Annotated in this window: 21 protein-coding genes and 1 pseudogene; 20 read left to right on the forward strand and 2 right to left on the reverse strand. The window is 42.4% G+C overall.

Annotated features, from left to right (window positions below):
- Positions 1 to 45: 45 nt before the first annotated feature.
- From ACUUJN_RS12460 to ACUUJN_RS12480, 5 genes and pseudogenes are all read left to right on the forward strand, one after another.
- A complete protein-coding gene (locus ACUUJN_RS12460) occupies positions 46 to 360 on the forward strand; it encodes a PTS sugar transporter subunit IIA (protein WP_023988561.1) in 315 nt (104 codons plus the stop codon).
- A 69-nt stretch (positions 361 to 429) separates the two neighbouring features.
- Positions 430 to 1,722, forward strand: coding sequence for a PTS cellobiose transporter subunit IIC (gene celB, locus ACUUJN_RS12465; RefSeq protein ID WP_023988562.1), 1,293 nt, complete (start codon positions 430 to 432; stop codon positions 1,720 to 1,722).
- A 104-nt stretch (positions 1,723 to 1,826) separates the two neighbouring features.
- On the forward strand, positions 1,827 to 3,299 hold the full coding sequence (locus ACUUJN_RS12470; RefSeq protein WP_197032078.1) for a glycoside hydrolase family 1 protein: 1,473 nt from the start codon (positions 1,827 to 1,829) through the stop codon (positions 3,297 to 3,299).
- 516 nt (positions 3,300 to 3,815) lie between these two features.
- A complete protein-coding gene (locus ACUUJN_RS12475) occupies positions 3,816 to 4,541 on the forward strand; it encodes a YjjG family noncanonical pyrimidine nucleotidase (RefSeq protein ID WP_053325417.1) in 726 nt (241 codons plus the stop codon).
- Positions 4,538 to 5,003: pseudogene (locus ACUUJN_RS12480) on the forward strand (GNAT family N-acetyltransferase). Before ACUUJN_RS12475 ends, ACUUJN_RS12480 begins: the two are co-directional and overlap by 4 nt.
- A gap of 121 nt (positions 5,004 to 5,124) precedes the next feature.
- On the opposite strand, the gene ACUUJN_RS12485 reads toward ACUUJN_RS12480, so the two are convergent.
- The gene (locus ACUUJN_RS12485; protein WP_076265394.1) at positions 5,125 to 7,401 is read right to left on the reverse strand and encodes an alpha-galactosidase; all 2,277 of its coding nucleotides are present in this window, start codon (positions 7,399 to 7,401) and stop codon (positions 5,125 to 5,127) included.
- Between the two features lie 82 nt (positions 7,402 to 7,483).
- The gene (locus ACUUJN_RS12490) at positions 7,484 to 8,470 is read right to left on the reverse strand and encodes a LacI family DNA-binding transcriptional regulator (protein WP_025723649.1); all 987 of its coding nucleotides are present in this window, start codon (positions 8,468 to 8,470) and stop codon (positions 7,484 to 7,486) included.
- A 177-nt stretch (positions 8,471 to 8,647) separates the two neighbouring features.
- Between ACUUJN_RS12490 and ACUUJN_RS12495 the strand changes: the two genes are divergently transcribed.
- From ACUUJN_RS12495 to ACUUJN_RS12565, 15 genes are all read left to right on the forward strand, one after another.
- Positions 8,648 to 10,456 carry a cache domain-containing sensor histidine kinase gene (locus ACUUJN_RS12495; RefSeq protein ID WP_484669683.1) on the forward strand — a complete coding sequence of 603 codons (1,809 nt, stop codon included), beginning with the start codon at positions 8,648 to 8,650 and terminating at the stop codon, positions 10,454 to 10,456.
- Positions 10,449 to 11,552 carry a response regulator transcription factor gene (locus ACUUJN_RS12500; protein WP_076160480.1) on the forward strand — a complete coding sequence of 368 codons (1,104 nt, stop codon included), beginning with the start codon at positions 10,449 to 10,451 and terminating at the stop codon, positions 11,550 to 11,552. Before ACUUJN_RS12495 ends, ACUUJN_RS12500 begins: the two co-directional genes overlap by 8 nt.
- Positions 11,553 to 11,749: 197 nt before the next feature.
- On the forward strand, positions 11,750 to 13,051 hold the full coding sequence (locus tag ACUUJN_RS12505) for an ABC transporter substrate-binding protein (RefSeq protein ID WP_341062256.1): 1,302 nt from the start codon (positions 11,750 to 11,752) through the stop codon (positions 13,049 to 13,051).
- Between the two features lie 95 nt (positions 13,052 to 13,146).
- The gene (locus ACUUJN_RS12510) at positions 13,147 to 14,025 is read left to right on the forward strand and encodes a carbohydrate ABC transporter permease (protein ID WP_053325421.1); all 879 of its coding nucleotides are present in this window, start codon (positions 13,147 to 13,149) and stop codon (positions 14,023 to 14,025) included.
- Between the two features lie 28 nt (positions 14,026 to 14,053).
- Entirely contained in the window at positions 14,054 to 14,896 is an 843-nt protein-coding gene (locus tag ACUUJN_RS12515) for a carbohydrate ABC transporter permease (protein WP_025723644.1), read from the forward strand.
- Positions 14,897 to 15,385: 489 nt separating this feature from the next.
- Positions 15,386 to 16,087: a response regulator transcription factor gene (locus ACUUJN_RS12520; protein WP_023988571.1), complete on the forward strand. Its 702-nt coding sequence runs from the start codon at positions 15,386 to 15,388 to the stop codon at positions 16,085 to 16,087.
- Positions 16,084 to 17,070, forward strand: a complete 987-nt coding sequence (locus tag ACUUJN_RS12525) for a sensor histidine kinase (RefSeq protein WP_023988572.1) — start codon at positions 16,084 to 16,086, stop codon at positions 17,068 to 17,070. The genes ACUUJN_RS12520 and ACUUJN_RS12525 overlap by 4 nt, the downstream gene beginning before the upstream one ends.
- A gap of 101 nt (positions 17,071 to 17,171) precedes the next feature.
- The gene (locus ACUUJN_RS12530) at positions 17,172 to 17,951 is read left to right on the forward strand and encodes an ABC transporter ATP-binding protein (protein ID WP_023988573.1); all 780 of its coding nucleotides are present in this window, start codon (positions 17,172 to 17,174) and stop codon (positions 17,949 to 17,951) included.
- Complete coding sequence (locus ACUUJN_RS12535) at positions 17,917 to 19,929, forward strand: ABC transporter permease (RefSeq protein ID WP_484669684.1); 2,013 nt, start codon at positions 17,917 to 17,919, stop codon at positions 19,927 to 19,929. The genes ACUUJN_RS12530 and ACUUJN_RS12535 overlap by 35 nt, the downstream gene beginning before the upstream one ends.
- Positions 19,930 to 20,138: 209 nt before the next feature.
- Complete coding sequence (locus ACUUJN_RS12540) at positions 20,139 to 21,242, forward strand: TolC family protein (protein ID WP_028541309.1); 1,104 nt, start codon at positions 20,139 to 20,141, stop codon at positions 21,240 to 21,242.
- A 35-nt stretch (positions 21,243 to 21,277) separates the two neighbouring features.
- Entirely contained in the window at positions 21,278 to 22,747 is a 1,470-nt protein-coding gene (locus ACUUJN_RS12545; protein ID WP_484669685.1) for an efflux RND transporter periplasmic adaptor subunit, read from the forward strand.
- Positions 22,744 to 23,481 carry an ABC transporter ATP-binding protein gene (locus tag ACUUJN_RS12550; protein ID WP_025723380.1) on the forward strand — a complete coding sequence of 246 codons (738 nt, stop codon included), beginning with the start codon at positions 22,744 to 22,746 and terminating at the stop codon, positions 23,479 to 23,481. Before ACUUJN_RS12545 ends, ACUUJN_RS12550 begins: the two co-directional genes overlap by 4 nt.
- Positions 23,478 to 24,692 (forward strand): ABC transporter permease, encoded by a 1,215-nt coding sequence (locus ACUUJN_RS12555; protein WP_028541307.1) that lies wholly within the window; start codon positions 23,478 to 23,480, stop codon positions 24,690 to 24,692. The genes ACUUJN_RS12550 and ACUUJN_RS12555 overlap by 4 nt, the downstream gene beginning before the upstream one ends.
- A gap of 68 nt (positions 24,693 to 24,760) precedes the next feature.
- Positions 24,761 to 25,654: a polysaccharide deacetylase family protein gene (locus ACUUJN_RS12560; RefSeq protein WP_028541306.1), complete on the forward strand. Its 894-nt coding sequence runs from the start codon at positions 24,761 to 24,763 to the stop codon at positions 25,652 to 25,654.
- 40 nt (positions 25,655 to 25,694) lie between these two features.
- Positions 25,695 to 26,171, forward strand: a complete 477-nt coding sequence (locus ACUUJN_RS12565) for an RNA polymerase sigma factor (protein WP_023988580.1) — start codon at positions 25,695 to 25,697, stop codon at positions 26,169 to 26,171.
- The last annotated feature ends 223 nt before the right edge of the window (positions 26,172 to 26,394 follow it).

Here is a 26,394-nt window from a genome sequence, read left to right on the forward strand (position 1 = left end):
TTAAGAATTTGTTACTAAACAATAAAAGATAAGAGGGGAGAAGTTATGGTAAAAGAAGAATACTATACGGTGGCGTTTAACATTATTAGTAACGTAGGTACAGCTAAAAGCTTAGTAATTGAGGCACTTTATGCGGCAAAAGAAGGAGAATTTCAATTAGCAGAAGGAAAGTTAGAAGAGTCAAAGCAATTTTTTAGAGAAGGACATAGAGCGCATTCTTCATTAGTAAAAAGAGAAGCAAATGGAGAGCAACTTGATTTCTCACTGATATTAATGCATGCAGAAGACCAACTCATGAGTGTAGAAACCATTTCACTGCTTGTTACAGAAATGATCGAGCTATATAAGCGTTCAAAATAGAGATTGTTCAAGCCAAATAGAAGTGGCATCGCTACAAGAAATTACATCTTCGGGAGAGGACACGATGTTATGGGTAAAATAACTGAGTTTTTAGAAGAAAAGGTAATGCCAATTGCAGGCAAAATTGCTGGTCAACGGCATTTACAAGTACTTCGCGATGCAATGGTTCTAACAATCCCATTTATTATTATCGGTTCCGTGTTTCTAATCTTAGCAAATCTGCCAATTCCAGCTTATATAAACTTCTTAAAAGCTCATCCAGATATCAAAGCAACCTTACTTTATCCTTACAATGGTACATTTAATCTGGTCGCATTAATTGCTACCTTTGCTGTCGGATATAGGCTAGCTGAGAGTTATAAAGTGGACCCACTTGCTTCAGGGGCTGTAGCATTATGTTCGTATTTTGTTGTCACGCCTAATACAACTTTTACGGTAGATAAAGTGGTCACAACAGCAATGAATGTTAATTACTTTTCGAGTCAAGGCTTATTCGTAGGATTGCTTATTGCAATTTTCTCGACAGAAATTTACCGTAGGGTCGTTCAAAAGAATATTGTTATCAAAATGCCAGATGGAGTTCCGCCCACTGTTGCAAAATCCTTTACAGCAATTATTCCAGGTTTTATTGTCATCGTGAGTGTATGGGTTATACGTTTACTTGTTGAAAACTTTACTCATTTTGAAAACGTTCACACTATCGTCGCAAAACTTCTACAACAACCTTTAACCAATGTTGGTACAAGCCTAGTTGGTACAATCTTTGTATTCTTATTAATCAATTTGTTATGGGCGATTGGGTTACATGGTTCTACAATTGTAGGTTCTGTCATGTTACCTATCTGGTTACAGTTGACATCAGAGAACGCAGCTGCCTACGCAGCAGGATTACCCGTCGATAATATTGTTACGGCAGAATTTAGATATCTTATCTTTATCGGTGGATCCGGTGCAACACTTGGTCTTGTGCTCGCAATGTTTTTCTTTTCTAAGAGTAAACAATTGAAGCAAATGGGACGACTAGCCATTGGACCCGGACTATTTAATATCAATGAACCGTTAATCTTCGGTATGCCAATCGTATTAAACCCAATCATTTTGATTCCGTTTCTTATAACACCAGTTATTAGCGTGTTGATAACCTATCTATCTATGTATTATGGATGGGTAGCGAGCCCCATTGGTGTGTTGCCTCCTGGGACAATGCCAATACTTATAGGCGGATATCTGATGACTGGCAGTGTCTCGGGGATCGTCTTACAACTTATTTTGTTTGCTGTATCCTTTGTTATTTACTTCCCGTTCTTTAAGATCATGGACAATCAGAAATATAAAGAAGAACAGAAGGCGCTTGCAAGCTAAGATGAGATCATCAATTAAAGCCTGTTAGAGTTTCTTAATGCATTTCTGTTCATAAAAATAATAGTTTGTTGACATAGGATCTATGTACTAATAGGAGGGTTATCATGTTTCAAATGAAAACAAAATTTCCAGAAGATTTTTTGTGGGGTGGAGCAACGGCTGCAAATCAACTAGAAGGAGCAAGTGATGTTGGCGGCAAGGGACTTTCTCTGGCTGATGTATATACGTTTGATGAAAAGATGCCGAAAGAGCAATGGTCAGATCAGTGGCATTTAATGACTCATAAGCAAATAGAAGAAGCTCAAGATCCTGCAAGTAAAAAATATTATCCCAAAAGACATGGGATAGACTTTTATCATCATTATAAAGAAGATATCGCATTATTTGCAGAAATGGGCTTTAAAGCTTATCGCATGTCAATTGCTTGGACTCGTATTTTTCCGAATGGTGATGAGTTAGTACCCAATGAGGAAGGATTGTCGTTTTATGATCGTGTTTTTGATGAACTGAATAAGTATGGAATAGAGCCTGTTGTTTCTTTATCTCATTATGAAATGCCACTACACCTTTCAACAAAGTATGGTGGCTGGGTGAATCGTAAACTAATAGATTTCTTTGTTCGTTTTGCTTCAACTGTATTTGACAGATATAAAAACAAAGTGAAATATTGGATGACTTTTAATGAAATTAACTGTGTGACCCATCACCCATATGTAAGTTTAGGGGTTATTGAGGAAAATCACCCTAATATTGAACAAGCAAAATTTCAAGGCGCTCATCATCAATTTGTAGCAAGTGCTCTTGCAACCAAAGCATGCAAAGAGAGTAATCCTAAAGCAATGGTAGGATGCATGGTTAGTTATCAGTTGCTTGTTCCTTATAGCTGTGATCCAGATGATGTTCAAGCTACAGTAGATAAACAGCGTACCTCATTGTTCTTTACAGATGTTCAGGCAAGAGGCTATTATCCTGCTTACACAGCTAAAATGCTTGCAGAAAAGAATGTAGTACTGGAAACAGAACCCGAAGATGAACAAATTATGAGAGATTATCCGGTTGATTACGTGTCCTTTAGCTACTATATGTCTAGCGCAGTCAGTGCACATCCAGAAAGAATCGAAGGAGCGGTAGGAAATCTACTTACAGGAGGAGTTAAAAATCCTTATTTGCCAACAAGTGATTGGGGATGGCAGGTTGACCCTAAAGGTCTACGAACTGCTTTAAACCAATTGTATGATCTTTATCAAAAACCATTATTTGTTGCTGAAAATGGATATGGCGCTTTAGATGTATTAGAGGAGGGCGATAAAATTGAGGATGATTATCGTATTTCTTATTTAAAAGAACATATTAAACAAGTAAAAGAAGCAATTGCAGATGGTGTAGATGTATTTGGCTACACGAGCTGGGGCTGTATCGATATGATTAGCGCCGGAACTAATCAAATGTCAAAACGCTATGGATATATTTATGTAGATCAGGACGATATGGGCAGAGGTACAAAACGTCGCATAAAGAAAAAATCATTTTATTGGTATAAAAATGTTATTGCTACGAATGGAGAACAATTAGACTAAATTTTTAAAAGGAGAATGGTTACCTATAGGCTTGTCTCATCAGGGGCAGCTTGAGGAAGCATTCTCCTCTTTTTATAAATCGATATGTCAGCGGCTTGGCAAAACGCATGCGCTTCTCACTAGCTCAAATCATCAATCAGTTCATGTTCGTCACCAATATCCAACTTTAGCGAAATATTGTTATCATAAGTTCCAACGGTAATCTTTTAATTTCAATTAGGACAGCCAGAAAATCAAAAACATATAGAAGATGATAAACAATAAACAAGATTGACGAAATATTAGAAGAAAGATACGATCTCGATTTATCTGATAAAACAAACAATGTAAATAAACTGTTGGGTAATATTACTTCATCCTTGTTGTCGTGACTTGACGGCTTAACTAGGATCTGTATAATAACCGGGAGATCATGTTACATTGATAGTCTAATTCCCGTTTTTTATGCCCTATCAGAAACAACTCTAAGACTCATAGAACTGAACAATTTAGTAAAGCAATGATACGGAGGTCGTTATGAAATACGAAATTATTTTATTTGATGTCGATGATACGCTGTTTGATTTTAAAAAGGCAGAGAGTCATGCGCTACATAATACGTTTACCCAATTTGGATTGCCACTAGGGGCCACTGAGTATAAAGCTAGTTATGATGAAATCAACAGTGCGTTGTGGCGAGAGGCAGAGGAAGGACACATTACCTCAGCGCAACTGCGTGTGGAACGGTTTAAGCGATTATTTACTATTCATGATCTAGATTTCAATCCAGACGCCTTTAGTGCAGCATATTTACGTTATTTGGGTGAAGGTGCTTTTTTGATGCACGGAGCGGTTGAATTATGTGATATGCTGTCTGATTGTCGTTTGGCGATCATTACGAATGGAATCAAAGAGGTGCAAACCTCCAGAATTCAGCTTTCACCGCTGCGTGATGTATTTGAGCAGGTAATTATTTCAGAGGAAGTGGGTTGCCAAAAGCCACAAGCTGGTATTTTCGATTATGCATTTACTAAGCTAGCCATTTCAGATAAAAGTAAGGTTCTCATGGTCGGTGATTCTTTGACCTCGGATATTCAAGGAGGGAACCAATACGGAATCGATACCTGCTGGTTCAACCCTGCTGGGAAAACAAACGTGTCTGGCATTCAACCCACTTATGAAATAAAAAGCCTGATGGAGTTATCGAATCGTGTGCTTTCAAAGCGTCTCGTACTGAATCGTACATCGGCTGAAATTAGATGAATAATGTCGAAATCAGAAGGCCGGAAATTAAGGACATTGAAATGATAAATGAATTGTTTAGAATTGTGATTATAGACACGTTTGCTAAAGAAGGCATTGGTCATATGCTGGAAGACATAGATGAGGAAATTGAGACTAAGAGGCTATATTTGGAACGTGACTTTGAGAGTCACGGTGAACAACGATACTTCTTAATCGCTGTAGATGGGAATCATATAATAGGTTCTATTGAATATGGACCAGTAAGTGAACTAATAAGTAAATCTACCAATGCTACATTTAAAAATTTGTGCGAGGTAGGAACTGTACTTGTTCACCCTGACTACAGATAGTGGATATCGTATTGCGCAGAAAATATGGAAAAAGAAATTTGGAACTCCTGATTATTTATTAAAAGATTATTGGGGAGCAGGCTCTGATCATATGATATGGAGAATCAAAGTCAAGGATGCTATTAAATGATCAATTGCTTGGCAATCTCTTGTGTGTCTTTAATCTACAAGGACCAAAGTTATTAAACAAGGCAGGCCGGAAAATCGGCCTGCCTTGTTTAATTTTTTTATCGTCACTGGCTGGTCCATGACTAGCAGGAGACAGCTTTAAGGCGGAAGGTAGAGCTGGCGAAATCTCCAGTGAGATCGGAGACAACAAGCCCAATTCTCATTAGGCGGTCACCTCCGAAAATTTCTCCATCAAATGCTACGCGGAAGGGGGAACCGCCATCTTCCACTAAGGTATTACCCGTATGGACTTCAGAGTTGCCCGTCGCCCCGTGTTCGATTATATACTTTTTATTTGGATCAAGTCCTTTTAGAGTTAGTCGCCGGATGGGGCCATTTGGTTCAGCTAGTACACGGAAGTAAGCGACAAAAGCTTCGGACTGGTCCTCGCTAACGAACATCCAGGCCGTGTCGCCTCGGCCCTCAAATGGACTAAGGAGTCGATACATATCTCCTTGCTGTACAAGGGAACGAATTTCCTTATACTGGGCGATTTGTTTGGCAGCGAGCTCCTTTTCTTCATTTGTAAAGGCAGTTAGGTCAAGTTCGTAGCCAAAATTCCCGCTCATTGCCACGTCGCCGCGTATAGCGAGGGAGGTGATTCGCCCCACCTGGTGATTCGGTACATTCGATACGTGTGCGCCCATGGTACTGGCCGGATACACGATGCTTGTGCCGTACTGGATAGCCAATCTTTCAATGGCATCAGTATCGTCACTGGTCCATGTCTGCGGCATATAGTAGAGCATTCCTGGATCGAATCGTCCACCGCCTCCGGAACAGCTTTCGAACAAGATGTCCGGGAACTGGGAAGTCAGACGTTCCAGCAGATCGTAAAGTCCGAGCATATAACGGTGCGCAGTTTCCTTTTGTCGTTCGCTAGGAGCTGTAGCCGAAGCAATCTCCGTCATGTTACGGTTCATGTCCCATTTAACATAAGATATCGGAGCGATCGAGAATACGGAGCTAAGCGTCTCGTACAAGTAGTCGCATACTTCCTTGCGGGAGAGATCGAGCACCAGTTGGGATCGGCCTTCCGTCCGCCGCCGACCTTCCGCATGCAGGCACCAGTCGGGATGGTTGCGGTACAGTTCACTATCAGGTGATACCATTTCCGGCTCAACCCACAAGCCAAACTGTAATCCTTGTTCATTAACCCGTTTGGCCAGGTCGGCAAGCCCGCCAGGCAACTTGCGACGGTCTTCAAACCAGTCCCCAAGCGAATTGTCGTCGTTGTCGCGCTTACCAAACCAACCGTCATCTAGAACAAAGAGCTCAATTCCAAGGGGGCCTGCTTCCTTGGCAATCGCTTCGATTTTATCGGCGTCGAAGTCGAAATACGTGGCTTCCCAATTGTTCACGAGAATAGGACGCTCTTTGTCACGGTAAGTCCCCCGGCAAAGACGTGTGCGATAGAGTCGGTGATAGGTGCGTGACATGCCCCCAAGACCTTCTTCGGAAAAGACCAATACGGCTTCAGGGGTCTGGAATGACTGACCCGGCTCAAGCCGCCAGGAGAAGTCAAAAGGATTGATTCCGATACTTACACGAGTCTGATTGAACTGCTCTACTTCTGCCTGTGCGACGAAGTTGCTGCTGTAGATTAGACTGAAACCGTACACATCCCCACGATCTTCAGTCGCATCAGGACGAAGCAGTGCCAGAAATGGATTCATTTGGTGACTGCTGGAACCCCTTCGGCTCTCGAGCCGAAGGGAGCCGGGTCCGAGATCGCGGCGTTGGATATGTCTTTCCCGAACCCAGGCTCCAGGTAAGTAGAGAGCTTGGTAGTTGGAATCGGCGAAGTCGACAGAGGCGCTCATGGCGTGTTCAATATTTATGGTAGCGCTTCCCTTTTGTTCAAAAAGAGTAGACCTAGCAATGGCACTGTGATTCGCAAATACAGTATAGAGCAGTGTAGTCTTAAGCCCAGAGTATGGATCCTCAAGGATCAAAAAGAGGGTTGTGGCTTCATCATCCGATTCGGTATAGACGGAAGGAAGTCCTTCGAGCTTTGGTTTACCCGGTTCAATACGGTAACCACTATATTTCAGCTCCGTAGTCCGAGTCCCGTCCGCAAGTGCAACCTGGTAAGCTGGTTGACGAAAGTCGCTTGTTCCATACTGGGGGTATTCCTGTGGAAGCGTGTCCAAAGAAATTGTACGGCTGGAAGAAACGGGAGTGGGAGAGAAGGAGCAACGCTCCCTAAGCTCCAATATACTTGCGAGACTTTGGTCATGATGAAGTTGAGCTCCCCAATAGACATGTGCGGGATATCCTTCTACAAGCTGGATAATATAGCTGCAATCCTTGGACTGCAAATGAAACAAACCAAGCGCCTCGTTAACATGAATGTTCATGATATTCACTCCTTAGGGGGTTATCATTATTGTTTTACGTAAGGATACTGATCAATGACAATAAGGCTCTCAAGTACTGATTTTAGCCTTTTTTGCATGAGCTCTCCCGAATGACAAGCTTAGTCCCGATCACGCTATACGCAGGTGGTTCACGCCCCTCAAACCGTTCAGAGAGCAGTTGCACGGCAGCCTTTCCCATCTGTTCAGGATAGGCACGGACGGTGGTTAGCGGAGGCTGCACGAAGGCTGCCATCTCAATGTCGTCGAAGCCGACAACAGCCATATCCTCTGGTACCTTGACTCCATGTCCATGAAGGGCGCGGAGGGCACCAATAGCGAGCGGATCGCTTGCAGCGAAGCAGGCCGTCGGTCGTTCCTGTTGGGTTAGAAGCTCGTTCATCATGAGATAACCATCCGCGGTACTCCAGGCACCTATACGGACGAATTGAGGATTGTACAACCCCTGTTCCCGCATGAATCGTTCAAAATAATGCGCTCTTCGCTCACCGTCGCTCTTACCGCCGATAAATCCGATTTGTCGGTGGCCAAGCTCAAGTAGATGTCCGAGTGCCTGATCAACAGCTTGCCGGAAATGAAGTCGTACAGAATCATACTCCAGCTGTTCATGGTACTGGTCGACAAGGACAATGGTGTTCTTGTCAGGATGAAGTTTGAATACCTCTTCAGGATCAACGCCGCCCACAACAATCAGACCGTCCGCCTTCTGCAGGGTGCCGATGGATGAGCGGCCTCGCAAGGTCTGGCCCAACGTCAGTCCAAGCTCTTCACAGCGCAGTTCGATTCCACGGCGGATCGAGGCGTAATACGGATCGTCTCTTTCCTCCTCAATAGAACACCACAGCAGGAGGGAGACCGTTTTCCCAGCACGTTCCGTATTCTGCTTTAATTGCCTTAGCCGGGTAGGCTTATACCCGAGTTGCTCGGCAACCAAAAAAATTCTGCTTTTGGTGTCTGGGCTTACGGACAGTGACAGATCGTTATTTAAAACCCTTGAAACGGTTGCGGCAGACACACCCGCTTCGCGGGCAATGTCTTTAATGGTTGCCAAAAGAGCTCACACCTTTTTAGTTAATAATTTTACTAAAAATCGACTTTATCCTAACACATCTTTAAAGCACTTTCAAGATGGACGATTGAATTTTTTTAACATTATTTTTGATCTACTACTGTAGAGATTGTTTGTGTTAACATGATGAATATTCTCTTGATGACGGAGGGGTCCTAGTTGAATATTCTGTCACTAGCTCGTAAGTGGTTTGGTCGACTTCGCTTTAAAAGCAAGGTTATAACGGTATTTCTTCCGCTAATTATTGTTTCTCTGCTTACTCTTGGACTGTTGTCCAACCAGCTTTTCAGCCGTTCTTTGATAGACCGAACCACCAGCAACGTGGTCGATGAGTCTCAGCTTATCTTGTCTCGGACCGATTACATATTCAGCAGTGTGGAAACAGCGGCCAATATTATGGTGACGAATATTAACCGGATGTATGATTCATACGGTGCCAAACCTGGTACTGCGATGGAGTCTATTCAGTTTGGAAACTTGATGCAGAGCCGCCTATCCATTGATTTGTCAATCTTTCGTGAGGTGGATGCCGCTGTATTCATTGATAATGAAGGAACAATTTTCGCCTCTTATACCGAAAGCGGGGATGATCGCAAGATCTATAGCATGCTTAAGCGGGTAAGGGAATCCGAAAGTTATGGACAGGCACTCTGGTTTGATATGGAGAAGAGGGATTTCCTAACACCAGATCCGAACTCTCCGGTTTTGACGTTGGGGAAGACGGTCATTAATATAGACACGGGCGAACCCTATGGAACCCTTTTTTTGTTAGTGAAGGAAGAAGGTTTGTCCGATTACTTCCGTTCCAGCGATCCGGATGCGCCCAAATCTTATTATTTTTTAGATAACGGAATGCGCGTGGCGGTGGCAGAAGACAATGAGATGCTGATGAATCCGGTGAATCCACAGCTAGGTGAGGCCATCCAACGTTGTGCGCCTAATGCATCCCAAGGAACGTGCTCATTCGAGGATGAGGGTAACCTGGTAACGGTCACTGATTATAACCGGATGGAGTGGAAGTTGGTCAATATCGTATCTCTTAGCCTGCTTACGGCTGATGTCCGGCAAAATGTTAGATTGTCGCTCTTAATCGGCGTATTGTGCCTTGTTTTTTCCTGGCTGGGCGCTAGCTTTCTATCCAAAATGGTCGTTAGCCCACTCGAACAACTGACTAGGGCCATGCGAAAAGTAGTAACTGGTGACTTGCAAGCGGTTACGACAGTCCGCACAGAGGATGAGATCGGTACGATTGCTGAAGCGTTTAACTTTATGGTAAGACGAGTTCGGGAGCTGCTGGATGAGGTAAGGCAGGAACAGAACCGTAAGCGTGAATATGAGCTCGCACTGATAAGCGCCCAAATTAAACCGCATTTTCTGTACAACACTTTGGATACCATTTATGCACTCAATGAGTTAGATCGTAATGATGAGGCTAGAGATACTACAAAAGCGCTGGCAGATTTTTATCGAATGGTGCTGAACAAGGGACGGGAATTAATTACTTTAGAAAAGGAAGCTCAGATTACTGATGATTACCTGACGATTTTGCAAATCCGTTATCCCGATGTGTTTCGCTATGAAGTGGATATCCCTCCCGAGCTTGCAGGTACACCTATCCCGAAGCTCTCGCTTCAGCCGCTTGTCGAGAATTCGATTTACCATGGTCTTAAGAAGAAAGGAACAAAAGGTTTTATCCGTATTTTTGCCTTTAAACAGGGCGATATGGTGATCGTTCGGGTGGAGGACAACGGTGTGGGGATGGATGAATTCCAAGTTCAGACTATTATGTCCAGACATTTACCGAAAGAAGGAATACGATCAATCGGTACCTACAGTGTTCAGCAACGACTGAGTCTGTATTTTGGCGAGGAGTATGGGATATCCGTTCAAAGTATTCTCGCGGAGGGAACAACTGTTGACCTGTCGTTGCCGATGCTGCCAAAGGGGAGTGAACACCAAGATGTATAAAGTGATGATTGTCGATGATGAGCCGCTGTTCCGAGACTTTCTGCGTATAAAGATAGATTGGGAAAGTCATGGCTTTCGGGTTTGCTGCGAAGCAAGGAACGGACAGGAAGCACTTCAAGAAGCCGAGCGGCATCAGCCGCATCTCGCCCTCGTAGATATCAATATGCCCTTCATTGATGGAATTGAATTAGCCGAGAGGTTGAAAGTCAAGTTCGAACGCATCGTTATTGTATTCATATCTGGACATAACGAATTTGAATACCTACAGAAGGCGGTTCGAACCGGAGTGCAGGATTATTTGTTGAAGCCGTTCAATGCAGAAGAAATGCTCTCGATGTTGGAACGTATTAAGCCGAAACTACCGGTGTTTCTGCAGGAGAGCGAAAGTACCGAGTGGGGTCATGGTAGCGAAGCGTTGCACGGCAGAGCAAGTATGCCTGATTTGGGCCATCTGCGTGATGCAGTCGTGCTAGACCTTCGATTGAAAGACAGTGAAACGTTAGAGGAAGTCCGTAAGGCAATCCAGCAGCTTAGTATATATAAGTGGGGGGATGAATACGCGGACGCGATGCTTATGGGAATCGTATCTCTAGCACTTTCCTTTGCAAGTGAACGCGGCATTCCTTATGATCGGCTATGGGATGAAGGTTTGAACAAGTCTCCTTACGACCGGCTCCGGGAGTTAGATTCCTGGGAGGCTGCTGAAGGATGGATGCTCGCTTTGTACCGCAGGCTGATCCAATTGATGGAGAATATGCACTCTACGAAGGCTTCCAATCTTTTTGCTGCGGCGATCACCTATATCGAGGAGCATTATGCAGACACAGAGTTGTCTGCTGAGCAGGTTTCGTGCGGGGTTTTCGTCGATGCCAGCTATCTGCGGCGCGTCTTCCGTAAGGAGTCCGGCTTCTCCATAGTGGATCATATTACACACATTCGGATGAAGAAGGCTAAGGAGCTCTTACTGAACAGAAATCGGAAGTTGGCGGAAATCGCTGAAAGTGTTGGATACAGTGACCCCAATTATTTCAGCAAATGCTTCAAGAAACGCTTTGGCATGACACCGACTGAATATGAGCAACTCCAAAAAAGGTAGCTCTTGACCTGCGAGGCAGAACAACATCGATTTAAGCCTGGCGGTTTTCCTATACGGAGAACCGCTGCTCTATTTGTCCCGTTTTTTACTGATTATGCCCGTTTTATTCCTTAATCAAGAAAAGAAGCGGGAGTATACTGTAGTCATGCAAATGAAAGCGCAAACATAAAACACACTGCATAAGGGGGATTAAACAAATGAAAAGAACTTACAGAAGTTGGGGTGCAGCTTTGCTAGTGCTCACCATGTCTATTGGATTGGTCGCTTGTGGTGGAGATAAATCAGCTTCCTCCCAGGGCGGGACGGGAGACACAACGATCAAATTGAAGGTATATGCGCAGCATTTTGACGCCGATACCACCAAGCCGTTCGATTATGCGGTGGAAGAACTCAAAAAGGACATGCCAAACGTTGAGATTGAACTGGATCCTGCCGTTCAGGACGGATATCAGAAGCTGAAGACTTATGCAGCGACAGGAAACATGCCGGACATTTATTTCACGGATTGGCCAACTCTGCAAACTTTAGCAAAATCGAAAAATGTCGAGGTGCTGGACAACTATGAGACAACGGCTAAATTCAAGGAGAATCTTAATCCGGGTGTTGAATCTCGTTTAGTAGCTCCAGATAATCATATGTATGCTTATCCGGATACAGGCATTGAATTCCAGCTTATCTATTACAACAAGTCGATTTTTGAGAAGGCGGGGATCGAAACGCCGATTAAGACGATTGATCAGATGGGCGAAGCAGCTAAAAAGTTGAAAGCTGCAGGTTATGTGCCCATGTCGATCTTTGCCAAGGAAAAGTGGATTACGACTGCTTTTTATAATGGGCTGGTTACAAGAGAGCAGCCGCAAGGATTCGGAGCACTTGATCAGAAAGGTGTAAAAGCATTGCCAGAAGCGTTTGTAACGGCAGCACAGCAGATGAAGCAATTGCAGCAAGCCGGATTGTTCGACGCAAATGCCACGAACACCAATTATGATCAGGCATCGTCCCTGTTCTATCAGGGAAAGGCTGCCATGTTTGTGAACGGACAATGGGAAATTTACAGTTCACAGGAAAAGCTGGGCGACCAGGTCGACTGGATGTACTGGCCAGCAAAGGATGAAGCAACCTACGAGAAGTCCAAATATTTTATCGACGGTGCAGGCTCGCCACAGGGTTACGCAGTATCGTCGAGTAGCGAGAACAAGGAAACTGCCGTAAAGGTAGCAGCATTCCTTGCGACAAAGTCAGCCGAGTACAAATATACCCAACTCGGAAGTCCTATCGTTTCGCCGAAAGTGGATAAGCAAATCGCCTCCAATGTTCCAGCAATGATGCAGCGAGTCGCCAAAGAGTTGCTGCCAAACGCCAAGGAATATGCTCAGCTTCTGAGCAATACCAAAATTCAGAACACAATCAATGACAATACCCAGAATCTGATGGTGGACAACTTTTTGGTAGAGGGTTTTGTGAACAATCTGAACAGTACATTGGAGAAAGAAAACTGAGGAGAAAGAAAACTGATAATCCAGGGACAAGCAACCTCTGGCGACATAAGTCGCTGGGGGGGAGCCGTCCCGAAAATAAGGGGTGGAAGCAACACATGAATAAATATTTGGGGAACAAACCGGCGCTGGCACTGTTTCTGCTCCCTGCTTTGATCCTGTACAGTGTGATCCTGATTTATCCTGTTCTGCAGACCGTTCTTCGTAGCTTTTATGAATGGGATGGCCTTAGTACGCCGATCTTTTCGGGATTGAGTAATTACCGGGAGCTCTTTTCCGATCCTTTACTTTCCACTTCGCTTAAGAACGGATTGATATTTGCAATTGTACTGGTGGTCTTTCAGATTGGACTGGGAACGCTATTGGCGCTGATTTGTGCAGACCCGCGTACACGCGGGCGGAAAATACTGAAAACGGCTTATTTTATTCCGGTTGTTCTGTCGGTAACTGTGGTGTGCCAGCTGTGGATCGCCATTTACGACCCGACCAACGGACTGATCAACCGGCTGTTCGATCTTTTGAATATCCCGTATCAGCAAAATTGGCTGAGCTCCCCGACAGCATCAATTATTGCCATCGCCTTCGTTAATGCCTGGCAGTTTATGGGGTATCAATTCGCGCTGCTATATGCAGGGGTTAAGTCAGTACCTGAGGACTATTTTGAAGCCGCCACGATTGACGGTTGCAGCAAATGGAGAGCGCATCTGCATGTTACACTTCCTCTGATGAGGGAAACGTACAAATTCTGCTTTATTATCGCGATTACCTCTGGGATAGGCGCCTTTGTGCAGATGCTGATTATGACTAACGGGGGACCTGGTACTACAAATTATACAATGACATTCATGATTTACCGCTATGCTTTTATGGAGAGCAACTATGGCTATGCGTGTGCTGTATCTGTGCTGCTTGTACTGATCTCGCTGCTGGCAACTTTAGTTATCAATAAGCTGTTCGATCGCGGACAAACCGCCTGATGAGGTGCGTATTGAAAAGGAGAACGAAATGAGTAAAACCGCTGTGAGCAAGTTCAGACAAGCTGTCCTGCAGATACCGCTGTGGTTGTATGTGATTGTTTCGATTTATCCGTTGTTCTGGATGGTTTCCTACTCGTTGAAGAACAATGATGAGATCTTTGTTACCAACCCATTCGGACTACCAACGCATTTTCGTTACGAAAATTACATCAATGCTTGGACGCAATTTAATATTCCTCGTTACTTTCTAAACAGTCTGGTCGTATCAACGATTTCGACTCTGTTCATCCTTTTATTGGCACTGATGTTTGCCTTTGCAGTGGCTCGCATGAGATGGAGGTTTCGTTCTGCTGTCCGAACTTATATGATCATAGGAATGTTTATGCCGCTACAGGTTATTATGATACCGCTGGCGATTCTGGTTCGCGATTTTCATCTTACGAATACGTATGGAGCTCTTATTCTTCCCTATATCGCAATTGGCCTTCCTTTCTCGTCAATGATTTTCTATGGGTTCCTGGCAGGAATTCCTAAGGAGATTGAAGAGGCGGCATGTATGGATGGAGCTAATATTTATAGACTGTTCCTGAAAATCATTATGCCGCTTGCAATGCCTGCAATTGCAACTGTAGCCATTTTTCAGTTCTTGAACAACTGGAATGAGTTCACTTTGGCCTATATTCTGATTTCTGATGAGAATATGAAGACCTTGCCGCTAGGCTTGCTTTTCTTCCAGGGCTCCTACAGCACGGATTGGGGGGCCATGGGAGCTGTTATGACTATCGCTTCCCTACCGATGGTACTAGTCTATCTGTTCTTGAGTGAACAAGTGGAGCGGGCAATGACGGTGGGTTCCGCTGTAAAAGGATAGAGAGGATAAAATGCCCGGGCTTGAGAATCAGAAAAAAGATTCTCTAGCCGGGCATTTTTGTTATGTACATACGCTAGTTTAATCTGACGATGGTTTGTGGCTAATCAGAAACCTTACAACAAAATAAAGGTTTTTGTAAGTTTCAACTGTTGTTCATTATGTAGAAGCTGTTATGCTGGTAAACAGCTAGGCAAGGAAAGAAGTGAGCAGATTTTGAAAGATCCAAAGCAAAGTTTCAATGAAACATTAAAAATTCCTAAAAGAACCATTATAACAGTCACCGTTATTGTTATTATAATTATATTGTTAATCACTCTGGTGCTCGGCACCATGCATATTATTCGGGATTCAATATACACCACCATGAAAACCTCCTAAATCTACAACCAAGGGGGTTAGATTGTTGTTATTGCTTGAACGATCGAATAAAGGCATTATATAGAGAAATCAGTTGTTAAAAATTCAAGCACTAAGAAGGTAGAAAACACGATGCAAAAGATATTAATAGTAGAGGATGATCCTCAAATCAGTTCCTTGCTCCAATCTTATCTTGAGAAATATGGTTATCAAGGGATTAACGTTTCAAATTTTGATCAAGTTCTGGCTATCTTTCAAGAGGTAAAGCCTGATTTGGTACTACTTGATGTGAATCTACCTCGCTTTGATGGATTTTATTGGTGCAGGCAAATACGGACTCAGTCTACATGCCCCATCCTTTTTGTTTCTGCACGCGATGATAAAATGGATCAGGTCATTGCTTTGCAAAACGGAGCAGATGATTACATTACGAAACCATTTTATCCCGAAGTACTGTTAGCCAAAGTAGAAAGCAATCTGCGACGTGCCTATGGCTCTTATGCTGTTGCCCCAAAATCACGTTCCTTAAAAGTGGCAGATTTGACGCTATATCCCGATATTATGGAACTTGTATTCCATGACAAGCAGGTAGAAATTAGCCAGAAGGAAGCAGCACTGCTAGAGCTATTGATGACGTATCCTAAGCAGGTTGTGGGTAGAGTTCATCTCTTAGAGGCTTTATGGGATGATCACCAATATGTGGGCGAAAACACACTGAATGTTTATGTCACTCGGGTCCGCAAAAAGCTGAGTGAGCTGGGACTAGGGGATATCATAGAGACGGTTAGAGGGGCTGGCTATCGGCTTCACTTGAGTGAGGAGGAAGAACGGTGAAGCTTTTTTGGCGTGACCATTTTTCGCTGGTGATTTTTAATATCATCCAACTTTTTCTTGTGTTAAGTATCTATTGGATGGATGGTTACCGCAACTGGTCGACGGCCCTGTATTCCGTCTTTTTTGGGGCCTCCATATTGCTGGTTTATTTGCTCTTCCGGTATGTCATGTACTCTGGTTTATATCGCATATTATCCACTGCAAACATTAGAGATTTAGATGAGCTTATTCAGATGAAGGTACTTAATCCGTTAGCCTCTTCTTTGCAACATTTGCTTTTACAATATTATCGATTGTATCAGTCCCGAATTCATCAGTTAGAGCATCAGCAGCGCGATCATATTACGTTTATCAATCAGTGGGTTCACCAGATGAAAACTCCTCTTTCTGTTATTCATTTAATCCTCAAAGGAAAAATAGATCCCGAATCGGATCAGATACACGATGAGATTGATCGAATGGGAAAAGGACTGGACATGATTTTGTATATGTCACGATTGGAATCCTTTGAACCTGACTTTCATGTCGAGCCTGTTGTATTACGAAAACTGGTTAGTGATGTGATTTATGATAACAAAAGATTATTGATTCGCAACGAAATTTATCCTTCCAATGAAGTGGACGAGCAGTTGAGTGTGATTACCGATGCCAAGTGGCTAAGATTCATAATTAACCAATTGGTGACCAATGCGGTGAAATACTCTTCAGGTCATGCCCACAGTCTGAAACTAATGTCTGACGTAAGAGAGCATGTCATTGTGTTGGAAGTACAGGATGAGGGGATTGGTATCCCTAAAAAAGATGTAGAACGGGTATTTGAGGCTTATTATACAGGTGAAAATGGGCGGAAGTATCGTGAATCAACCGGGATGGGACTCTATTTGGTGTCTGAAATCTGCAAAAGACTGAATCATGATATTCAACTGAAATCGACAGTTGGTGAAGGGACAACGGTTCAAATCCTGTTTTCAATTCACAAATGAGAAACCTTACAACACATTTAAGGTTTTTGTAATGTTAATCGATCGCTTCACTTGTCTGGATGGATTATGATCATAACATAGAACAAGGAAAGGAATGAATTATGGAGATTGTACGAATGGATCAAGTCACCAAAATATATTATGGCAAGGTTCCCTACCGAGCCCTTAACAACATCCATTTAACGATCAAACAAGGTGAGTTTGTTGGTATTATGGGGCCGTCTGGTAGTGGGAAGACCACATTATTAAACATGATTTCGACCATTGATATGCCGACTTCTGGCGAGGTTTGCATTAAAGGTGAAAATCTAAATCAGCTCAAGAAGGATAAGCTGGCTTTATTTCGTCGCAAAGAGCTGGGACTTGTATTTCAGGACTTTAATTTGCTGGAAACCCTCACTTTGGGAGAGAACATACTGTTTCCTCTGATGCTGAATAAAAAAGGATTAAAGGAAATGGAGCTTAAACTGGAAGAGGTAGCGAAGAAACTGGATATTTTTGATGTTTTGGATAAACGGCCTTATGAGGTGTCAGGGGGACAAAAGCAACGGGCAGCCATTGGTAGGGCTATTATTCACTCTCCTTCACTCCTGCTCGCAGATGAACCCACTGGAAATCTCGATTCCAAGTCTTCACGTGTTGTGATGGAAATGCTGGGACTTATCCACCGTGTAGATTATTCCACAATCGTGCTGGTAACACACGGTGCAATGGAAGCCAGTTATTGTGATCGGGTAATTTTTATAAAAGATGGTGAGTTATATAATGAAATCCACCGTAGTCATAGTCAGCAAATATTTTTTCAGGAAATCATAGATATGCTCTCCTTTTTGGGGGGAAGTAGACATGCACATGAGCTTTCGTCTGTTAGCATGGAATAATCTCAAACGCAATGTACGTGCTTATGTACCTTATTATTTAAGCAGCTCATTGATGATTTCGATTTTTTTCGTATATGCGATATTTATTTTTCACCCGGATGTCTCAAATGCAATCACAGCAGCTAATGTAAAAAAAGGATTACAAGTTGCTGATCTGTTGATTTTTGTATTTTCCTTTTTTTTCGTATTATACACAAACCATATCTTTGTAGCTGCACGTAAGAAAGAATTGGGTATATTGACCATTTTAGGGACACATCACAGACAAATATATTTTTTGGTCGCATATGAAAATCTAATTATAGGTTTTTTATCCTTGGTTACCGGGATTATCGGAGGATTTATTTCAGCGAAATTCTTTCTGCTTTTGGGCTCCAATGTCATAGGAATGTATTTAACGTTTTATTTTCCTTGGAAAGCACTGGCTTTCACAGGAATTGGCTTTATGTTTTTGTTTATATTGATCTCACTTGTGTCTGTTTTCTTCATACGCCATTTTAAATTACAGCAGCTTTTTAACAAGGTTCCACAGCTCAAAAAGGAATTAAAAGCTTCATGGAGTCTTTCCTTTCTTGCGATAGTGTTAATAGGAGCGGCTGTATATTTAATGAAGCTTGATTTTCCACCATACATTTATCTGGCACCGTATCGTTTAGGGACTCTTTCTTTTTATATATTGCACTATTCGGTTGGAGACACATTTAAATACACAATTGTAATGGGGTTTATTGGTACTTACTTATTTTATACTCAATTATGTGTACTATTCATTCAACTGCTTAGAGCTAACAGGAAATGGTCTTGGAGCGGAACACGTTTGTTATGGTTATCTGAGATCACATACAAAATTAGGAATAATGCCGGGCTGTTTTCATTGATTACCTTAATTTCTATCATTTCCTGTGTAGGAGCAGCGTCAACTTTTGACTCCATGCAGCAGCAAAAAAGATTTCTAAGGGAGCAATCTTATTCATTTGCACTTTCTTCTGATGTAGTAAGTTCTAGAGAGCTTGAAAAAGAGATTGACCAAAATCTTTATACGGCTGGGGTAGATTATTCGAAAAGTGAAATACTGATCTTTCCCTTTCGTGAACAGTTCGCACCTGTGATGAAACAATCCAACTATGAAGCTCTTATTTCCAGGTTTAAGGAACTAAAACAGACAGCCGCACTTCGGGATCATCAAGGCTTTTTCATTTTTGATTCTAATGGAATGTCTTTAGAAGAACAGAAAACCTTTTTTGAAAAAAAGCTAACTTACAATCAAGGAAAATCTCTGATTATGAATATTCAGATTATGGATACTCAGAAGATAGACCACAGCATAAAGTTTGTTGAAAACATCATCTCTGAACTAGGAAGGTTACTTGTTGTTTCAGATCGAACTTACGACCATTTAGTTGAACAACGGTACTTCAATGTTCCATTAGCATACAAATCTGTTTATTATTTTGTGCCAAAATGGAAGAATGGTCAACTTTCATTAGAAACTTCTGAAACTCAACAGGAGATATGGTTGTATTCCGTGTTGGCCAACAAGGTGAACAAAGGGGTACTTAACTCTAGAGCAGTGGATTATTTGACATCGGAGATGGATCTGAATATTAGTGAATTTATTGGCGGATTTATCGCCATTATTATGTTGGCAAGCACTGTAAGTCTGTTGTATTTCAGATTGTATGTAGATCTTCAACGGGATGAGGAAATATACCGAGCTTTATCGAAAATCGGATTAAACTCAAGGGAAATGAGACGAGCTGCATCCAGACAAATTGCTTTCCTATTTCTTCTGCCATTAGTCGTATCATCCGTAGGAGTAGTGCTTTGTTTATTTATGTCAGAACCATCTGGAATAAATGTAGCACCCTTTCATCTTACGCTTATTCAGATTATGCTTTGCTTTTGGGCAATCCAATTCTTTTCCTTTCTTATTGTACGTTTCCTGTACCTTCGTCAATTGGATTTAAAGATGCTGTAAAGAGCGATAAGCCGTGTGTGAAAGAATAGCAGGAGGGCAGGATTATACCTCCCTTCTGGAATCTGCACGGATGATAGAAGATGCAGTTCTCAATTCATGACATCCTTGATGGAGAGTTGTGCAAAGAAATTGTAATGAAGAGGAAGAATAAAAATTCATATAACAACGTATTTATTAGACTTAATGAAACTTAGAAAGAGGGGGGTTCTATGAAAAAACGTATGTTCATTTTATTGTTGTTGGCCTTATCGGCCAGTTCATTTTCAGAGTCCTTTGTTCATGCAGAGCGGCAGCAGGTTTCCAATGCAAGTGTGAAAATAACACTGAGTCAAGCACAGCAATGGGCACGATCTAATAGCTTTAGCTTGAAGGAGGCTCAGCAAGCGATAGATCGTAACCGGATTAACCTAAAAAATGCAGGTAAGAATCTGGATTTCATCCCAGCAGGTGCGGGCAACGGTGAAGAGGACGCGGCTAGTAGTTCAGCCTGGAAAGGGTATGCCTCATCGACGGTTTCTTATTTGGAATCCAAAAAGCAAATCGAACTTGCCCAAGATCAGGCGGATTACTCTGCAATGAAGAATTATTATGACGTACTTCTAGCTGAAAACAAAGTAAAGAGCAGTGAGGATGCACTTTCGCTCGCACTACTGGAAGAAAAAGCTGCTGAAGCGAAGGCCAACCGTGGAAAAATTTCTCCAGGTGATCAAAGCACGATTATTCAGACTCGTATAGAGGCTCAAAAGAATGTAGACATTGCAAAGGCTGCACTGCAAAAAGCGATGGATTCACTAAATACGCAAATGGGCCAACCTCAAGGTACGGTGTATGAACTGGTGGATCGACCTGTTTACCGGAAGATGGATAACACGAATTTAGATACGCTTGTGACGCGTGCCATCTCGGCGAGTCCTTCGGTATGGAGACAGGAGGAGGCAGTCAAGCTAGCAAAAATGGAAATTAAATATTACACGTGGAACTCGGGAACTGACGATTATGAAATTAAACAGATTGATGTAGACTCAGCGGAAGGCGGATTGGAAAATACCAAGGATCAATTAGCAGAAACACTGAAGAATATGTACTTTAACTTACAGCAGAGTTATGAACAATACGAACAAATGCAAAGTAATCTACAGAACGCCAATAAAGTATTAGATATATCTCGTAAAAAAAAGGAACGAGGATTTGCTACAGGTACGGAGGTAGCCACGAATCAGTTAAAAGTGAAGCAAATTGAACGGAATAAGGATGAACTAATTGTTCAAATGACGCTGCTGCAACATGCTTTAAACAAACCGTGGAGCGTATAGGTTTTAGAAAAAATACATTTTAAGGGGATATAACATTGTCGGAAACAGAAAAGAAAGATGCATTGCAAGTGTTAAGAAGGAAAAAAAGATTGAGAGGGATCATAGGTATTCTTGTCTTGATCATTATAGCGGGAATTGGAAGTTTTGTTTATATGAAAAAGGGGCAGGAAAAGCCCGTGGAGAGTCCTGCGAACCAGATTGTACAGGTACAGAAAACAAACATGACGGATTCGCTTAAAGTGACTGGGACCGTTCAGGCTTCCAAGGAAGTAAATATTAATTTTACAAATGTCGAGGGTGCCAAGCTCATCGCTGTCAATATCAAAGCAGGAGATAGTGTCAAAGCAGGTCAGGTTCTAGCACGATTAGATGATTCGGATGCCAGGCTGCAAATTAAGGATGCCGAATCCAATGTCGCGATTGCAAGGGCCAAGCTGGAGGAAGCCAAGCGCGGACCCAAAACCAATGATATCGAGCTCCAGAAAACCAATGTCTTAAAGGCACAAATGGCGATTAAAACAGCCAAGAACGATATGGAGTTAGAGGAAGCCGCTGCACAAAAGGTGGCAGTCAAGGTGACTTTGGATAAGGCCCAGAAGGATTATGATGACCAGGCTTATCTGGTTCAGAATGATGCGGCAGCAGAAAGTGACCTGGCGACAGCCAAGCAAAATCTGGATAAGGCAAAACTGGATATGAGCAATGCGGAGCTGCAGTACAAGAAGGCACAGACCAAACAGACTGAGGCAATTGAGGAGGCAGAAATGGGCTTTAAAACAGCTTTAATACAATTAAAGGCTGCACAGTCCCCGCCTGAAGCTTCCAACATCCAATCTGCACAGGCTTCTTTACAGCAGGCTGAAACGGCATTAGAGCAGAAGAAAAGTGTCCTGAGCAAATTACAGGTTACGGCACCGTGGGACGGGATCATTTTGAAGGTCAACGGCGATGTGGGTACTAGTCCTACTGCACCTTTTATTGTAATGAATAACTCCAATACAGGCGTTATGAAGGTTCTTGCCAAGGTTAACGAAAGTGATATTGCTAAATTGAAGACCGGACTTCAGGCTACAATGCACTCGAATTCATTCCCGGACAAACAATTTAAAGGCGAAGTACGCTTCGTTTCTCCAGAGCCGGTGACGGAATCGAATGTGACTACATACAAAATTGAATTGTCTTTGGATAGCCAAAAAATAAGGCTGCAACCGGGGATGAACATGGATGTATCACTCCTCTTGGCTGAACGTAAAGACGCGCTGTCCGTTCCATTGTTTGCATTGAGATCCGAAGGTGGAGTGGACGGAGTATATGTAGCGAAGAACCCAGCAAACCCTGCAGATTATGAATTCAGACCTGTGAAGCTGGGTGTTTATACAGCGGATCAGGCCGAAATCAAGTCCGGTGTTAAGGAAGGCGAGACCATTATTATTCCGCCTCAGGACGGTGCTGGTTCGAATGGCAGTCAAGAGGGCCAGGACCCTGATGGGGGTCAGGCACAATGAACGAAGTCCAATTAAATAAAAACGTTATTGAAATTAAAGCATTAAAAAAAATATATGAGGTAGGCGGACAGGAGATTCAGGCTCTACGTGGTGTGAATTTATCTATTAGCGAAGGTGAGTTTGTTGCCATAATGGGTCCCTCTGGTTCGGGTAAGTCCACCATGATGAATGTCATTGGTTGCCTCGATCATCCTGATACCGGGAAGTATTATCTGGATGGGTATTCCATATTGGATGCTCGTGAGAACGAGCTTTCCGAGATTCGAAATCAGAAACTGGGTTTTGTGTTTCAAAAATTCTATCTACTTTCCCGAACTACAGCATTAGCAAATGTAGAGCTACCTATGATGTATGCAGGTATACCTGCCAAGGAACGCCGGGAACGAGCCGTGGAGGCGCTTCGAAGTGTAGGCCTTGCAGAACGGATGTACAACAAACCTAACGAGCTTTCTGGCGGTCAGCAGCAACGTGTCTCTATTGCGCGTGCGTTGGTGAATAATCCTGTTATTCTGCTGGCGGATGAGCCAACGGGGGCACTGGATACGAAGACGAGCGTCGAGATTATGGAGCTATTTCAGGGTTTGAATGAGCAGGGGAAAACCATCGTCTTGGTTACTCATGAGCTGGAAATCGCTGAATATGCCAAGCGGTTGATCAGCTTTCGGGATGGAGATATTGAGCGTGATGAAAGCATTACCAATAGAAGAATTTCATCAAGGATGGCGAGCCTATGAATTTGATGGAAACGATCCGTGTATCAATTAATAGTTTAACGACCAATAAGCTGCGCTCCTTTTTAACGATTCTCGGTATTATTATCGGGGTGGCAGCGGTTATTGCCATTATGGCGATCGGAAACGGCTCTACAGCCCGCATAAAAGCAGAAATTAATAAATTAGGGAATAACGTATTGATGGTTGCTCCAGCTATGACAATGGTCGATGGTGAAATAGATTTGGACAACACGCCCTCGTTTACTTGGGCTGATGTCGAGGCGTTGGAACAAAAGAATTCTATAGATGCATTGATGCCAAATATATCGAGCAATTCAAAAGCTGCGTGGGGGCGATATAACTATAACGCTACTATTGTAGGGACTTCCACTTCATTCTATAAGGTCAAAAAGTTTTCCTTTGCTGAGGGCAGAACATTTACCAACGATGAGATGGATAAACGCATGAATGTCGCCATTCTTGAAAGCCAAGCGGTTCAACGTCTTTTTGGTGGAGATACCCAAAATGTATTGGGACGAACGTTTCAAATTAAACAGATTCCTTTCAAGGTGATCGGAGTATTGAATACTCAGCCAGTTACGAACTTAAGCTATAGTACTAATGAACAAATTTACATCCCTGCTACAACCATGATGAACCGTCTGGGTGAGAAAAACATTACGGGATTGGACGTGTCTGCCAAGTCACCAGCTTTGATGGATCAGGCTCGTCTAGACATATTGGAAAGCTTGCGTGTGACGCATCAGCTAAAACCCTCGGAACCGGATCAATTTCAAATTATGAGTCAGTCAGAGGCAGCAGGTGCAGCTTCCGGTGTAGATAATATCATGACCAGCTTACTGGGTGGTGTAGCCGCGATATCGCTCGTGGTAGGGGGAATCGGAATTATGAATATTATGATGGTTTCGGTTATAGAGCGTACAAGAGAAATCGGTATTCGGAAAGCCATTGGTGCCAAGCCGAGAGATATTATGATTCAATTTCTATCTGAAGCGGTCATCTTTGGTCTGTTAGGAGGTACAATCGGGGTTGTAACAGGCATAGGAGCGTCCAAAATAATCGAAGCAACGACACATATGACCATTGAATTTACGATCTCGCCTATTATATATTCGTTTCTTAGCTCTGCGGGCACAGGCATCCTATTTGGAGTATACCCGGCTTATAAAGCAGCAAGTTTAAAGCCTATAGATGCATTGAGATACGAATAATTTCAATTGGCACATGGTCGCAAAATGAAACGTAAACAGCTTCTAGATTTTTGGAGGAACATATACTAATGGAAAAAAGCTATACGCATAATAGAACCAGAGCTCATCGGATGAAGAGAAATAGAAGAAGACTACTGTTTATTATTATCATTTGTATTGTTCTAATTATTTTAAAACTCTTTGATATCTTTAGTAGTAAACAACAGCCGGTATTAAATAACGAATCCAAAGGGAGCGAATCACCTCTAAAAAATGTTTCGGGTGTTGAAGATGCAGCATTTGTTGAAAAATACTTGAATCAGCAAATGCAAGGACATCGGCCTGAGGGGATAGACGGTAAAAAAGTAGTCTATTTATCTTTTGATGATGGCCCATCGGTCACCGTAACGCCTAAGATATTGGATGTTCTTAAAGAAGAAAATGTGAAAGCAACGTTTTTTGTGGTAGGAAAGGCAGTAGAAGAAAATGAAGTGGCTAAAAAAATAACAAAAAGAGTAGTTAAAGAAGGACATGCTATCGGAAATCATACCTACTCACATGACTACAGTTATTTATATCCTAATCAAACTGTGAATTCGAGCATTTTTATGAAGGATATTGAAAAAACAAATCAAGTTTTAAAGCAAATATTGGGGCAGAATTTCTCCACAAGAGTAATTCGTTTTCCAGGTGGCCATATGACATGGCAGAGAAATGATCCCAATGGTATGGAAGTGCTGGACAAAGCTCTACATGATAAGGATTACCATCAGATTGACTGGAATGTGTTACCTAAAGATGCAGAAGGTGCACCTAAGAATGCTGAACAATTAATTCGCGAATTCATAAGGAACATGGGGACTAGAGAAAAAGCAGTTGTACTCATGCATGACACTTATGGGAAAGAAGAAACTGCCAAAGCCTTGCCTGAAATCATAACATATTTAAAAAAGCAGGGATATGAATTTAAGACTATAAAGTGACTTACCGATTCCAATCAAAACAGAAGGGACAAGCAGTAATATGGATATTAAAGATGTGGAGGATCAATATTTATCTTGCAAATCAGATCTCTTTGGCTATCTATTAAGGATATTGCATAACAAACAGGATGCCGAAGATTTGTTGCATGAGTGCTTTATTCGGTTTATAAGAGCTTCACCTGACTTGCCTCAAGATCGTATTCGGTTTTACCTTTTGAGAATTGCCAAAAATTTAGCTATAGATTTAATCAGAAAACGAAAAAAGATGGATGAATACAACTTACGCAAGGAACTGCTTTATTATCACTGGGATATCCTCGATTTTGAAATTCAGGAGGAGGTCAATCGAATTCTTTTGATGGCAAGTAATACCGAGCAAAGGACGGTACTTGAATTGCGTTTAGTCCGAGGATACTCCATAAAAGAAACGGCTAGAATCTTAAACAAGAGTGAAAATTCAGTAAAGTCTTCGCTGCACAGAGCTTCAAAACGCATTAAATTAAGATATATTTCCTGAACTGATTTGGACGACAGCAGACAATCTTTTATTCAGCAAATCGAAAGTACTAAATCTAAGAAAAAGAATAATTTCCGAAAGAGGAGTAGACATAGAGTCTGCTCCTCTTTCGTTCGATACAGAGATAAAGCAATAAGATCGATATTTTCCACCATAATAGATAATAAATATCCCCTTTTTTTGGATTGTTTCTATTTATAATGAAAACGCACCCATAACAATC

This window comes from Paenibacillus sp. LRG-1, from assembly GCF_057220305.1.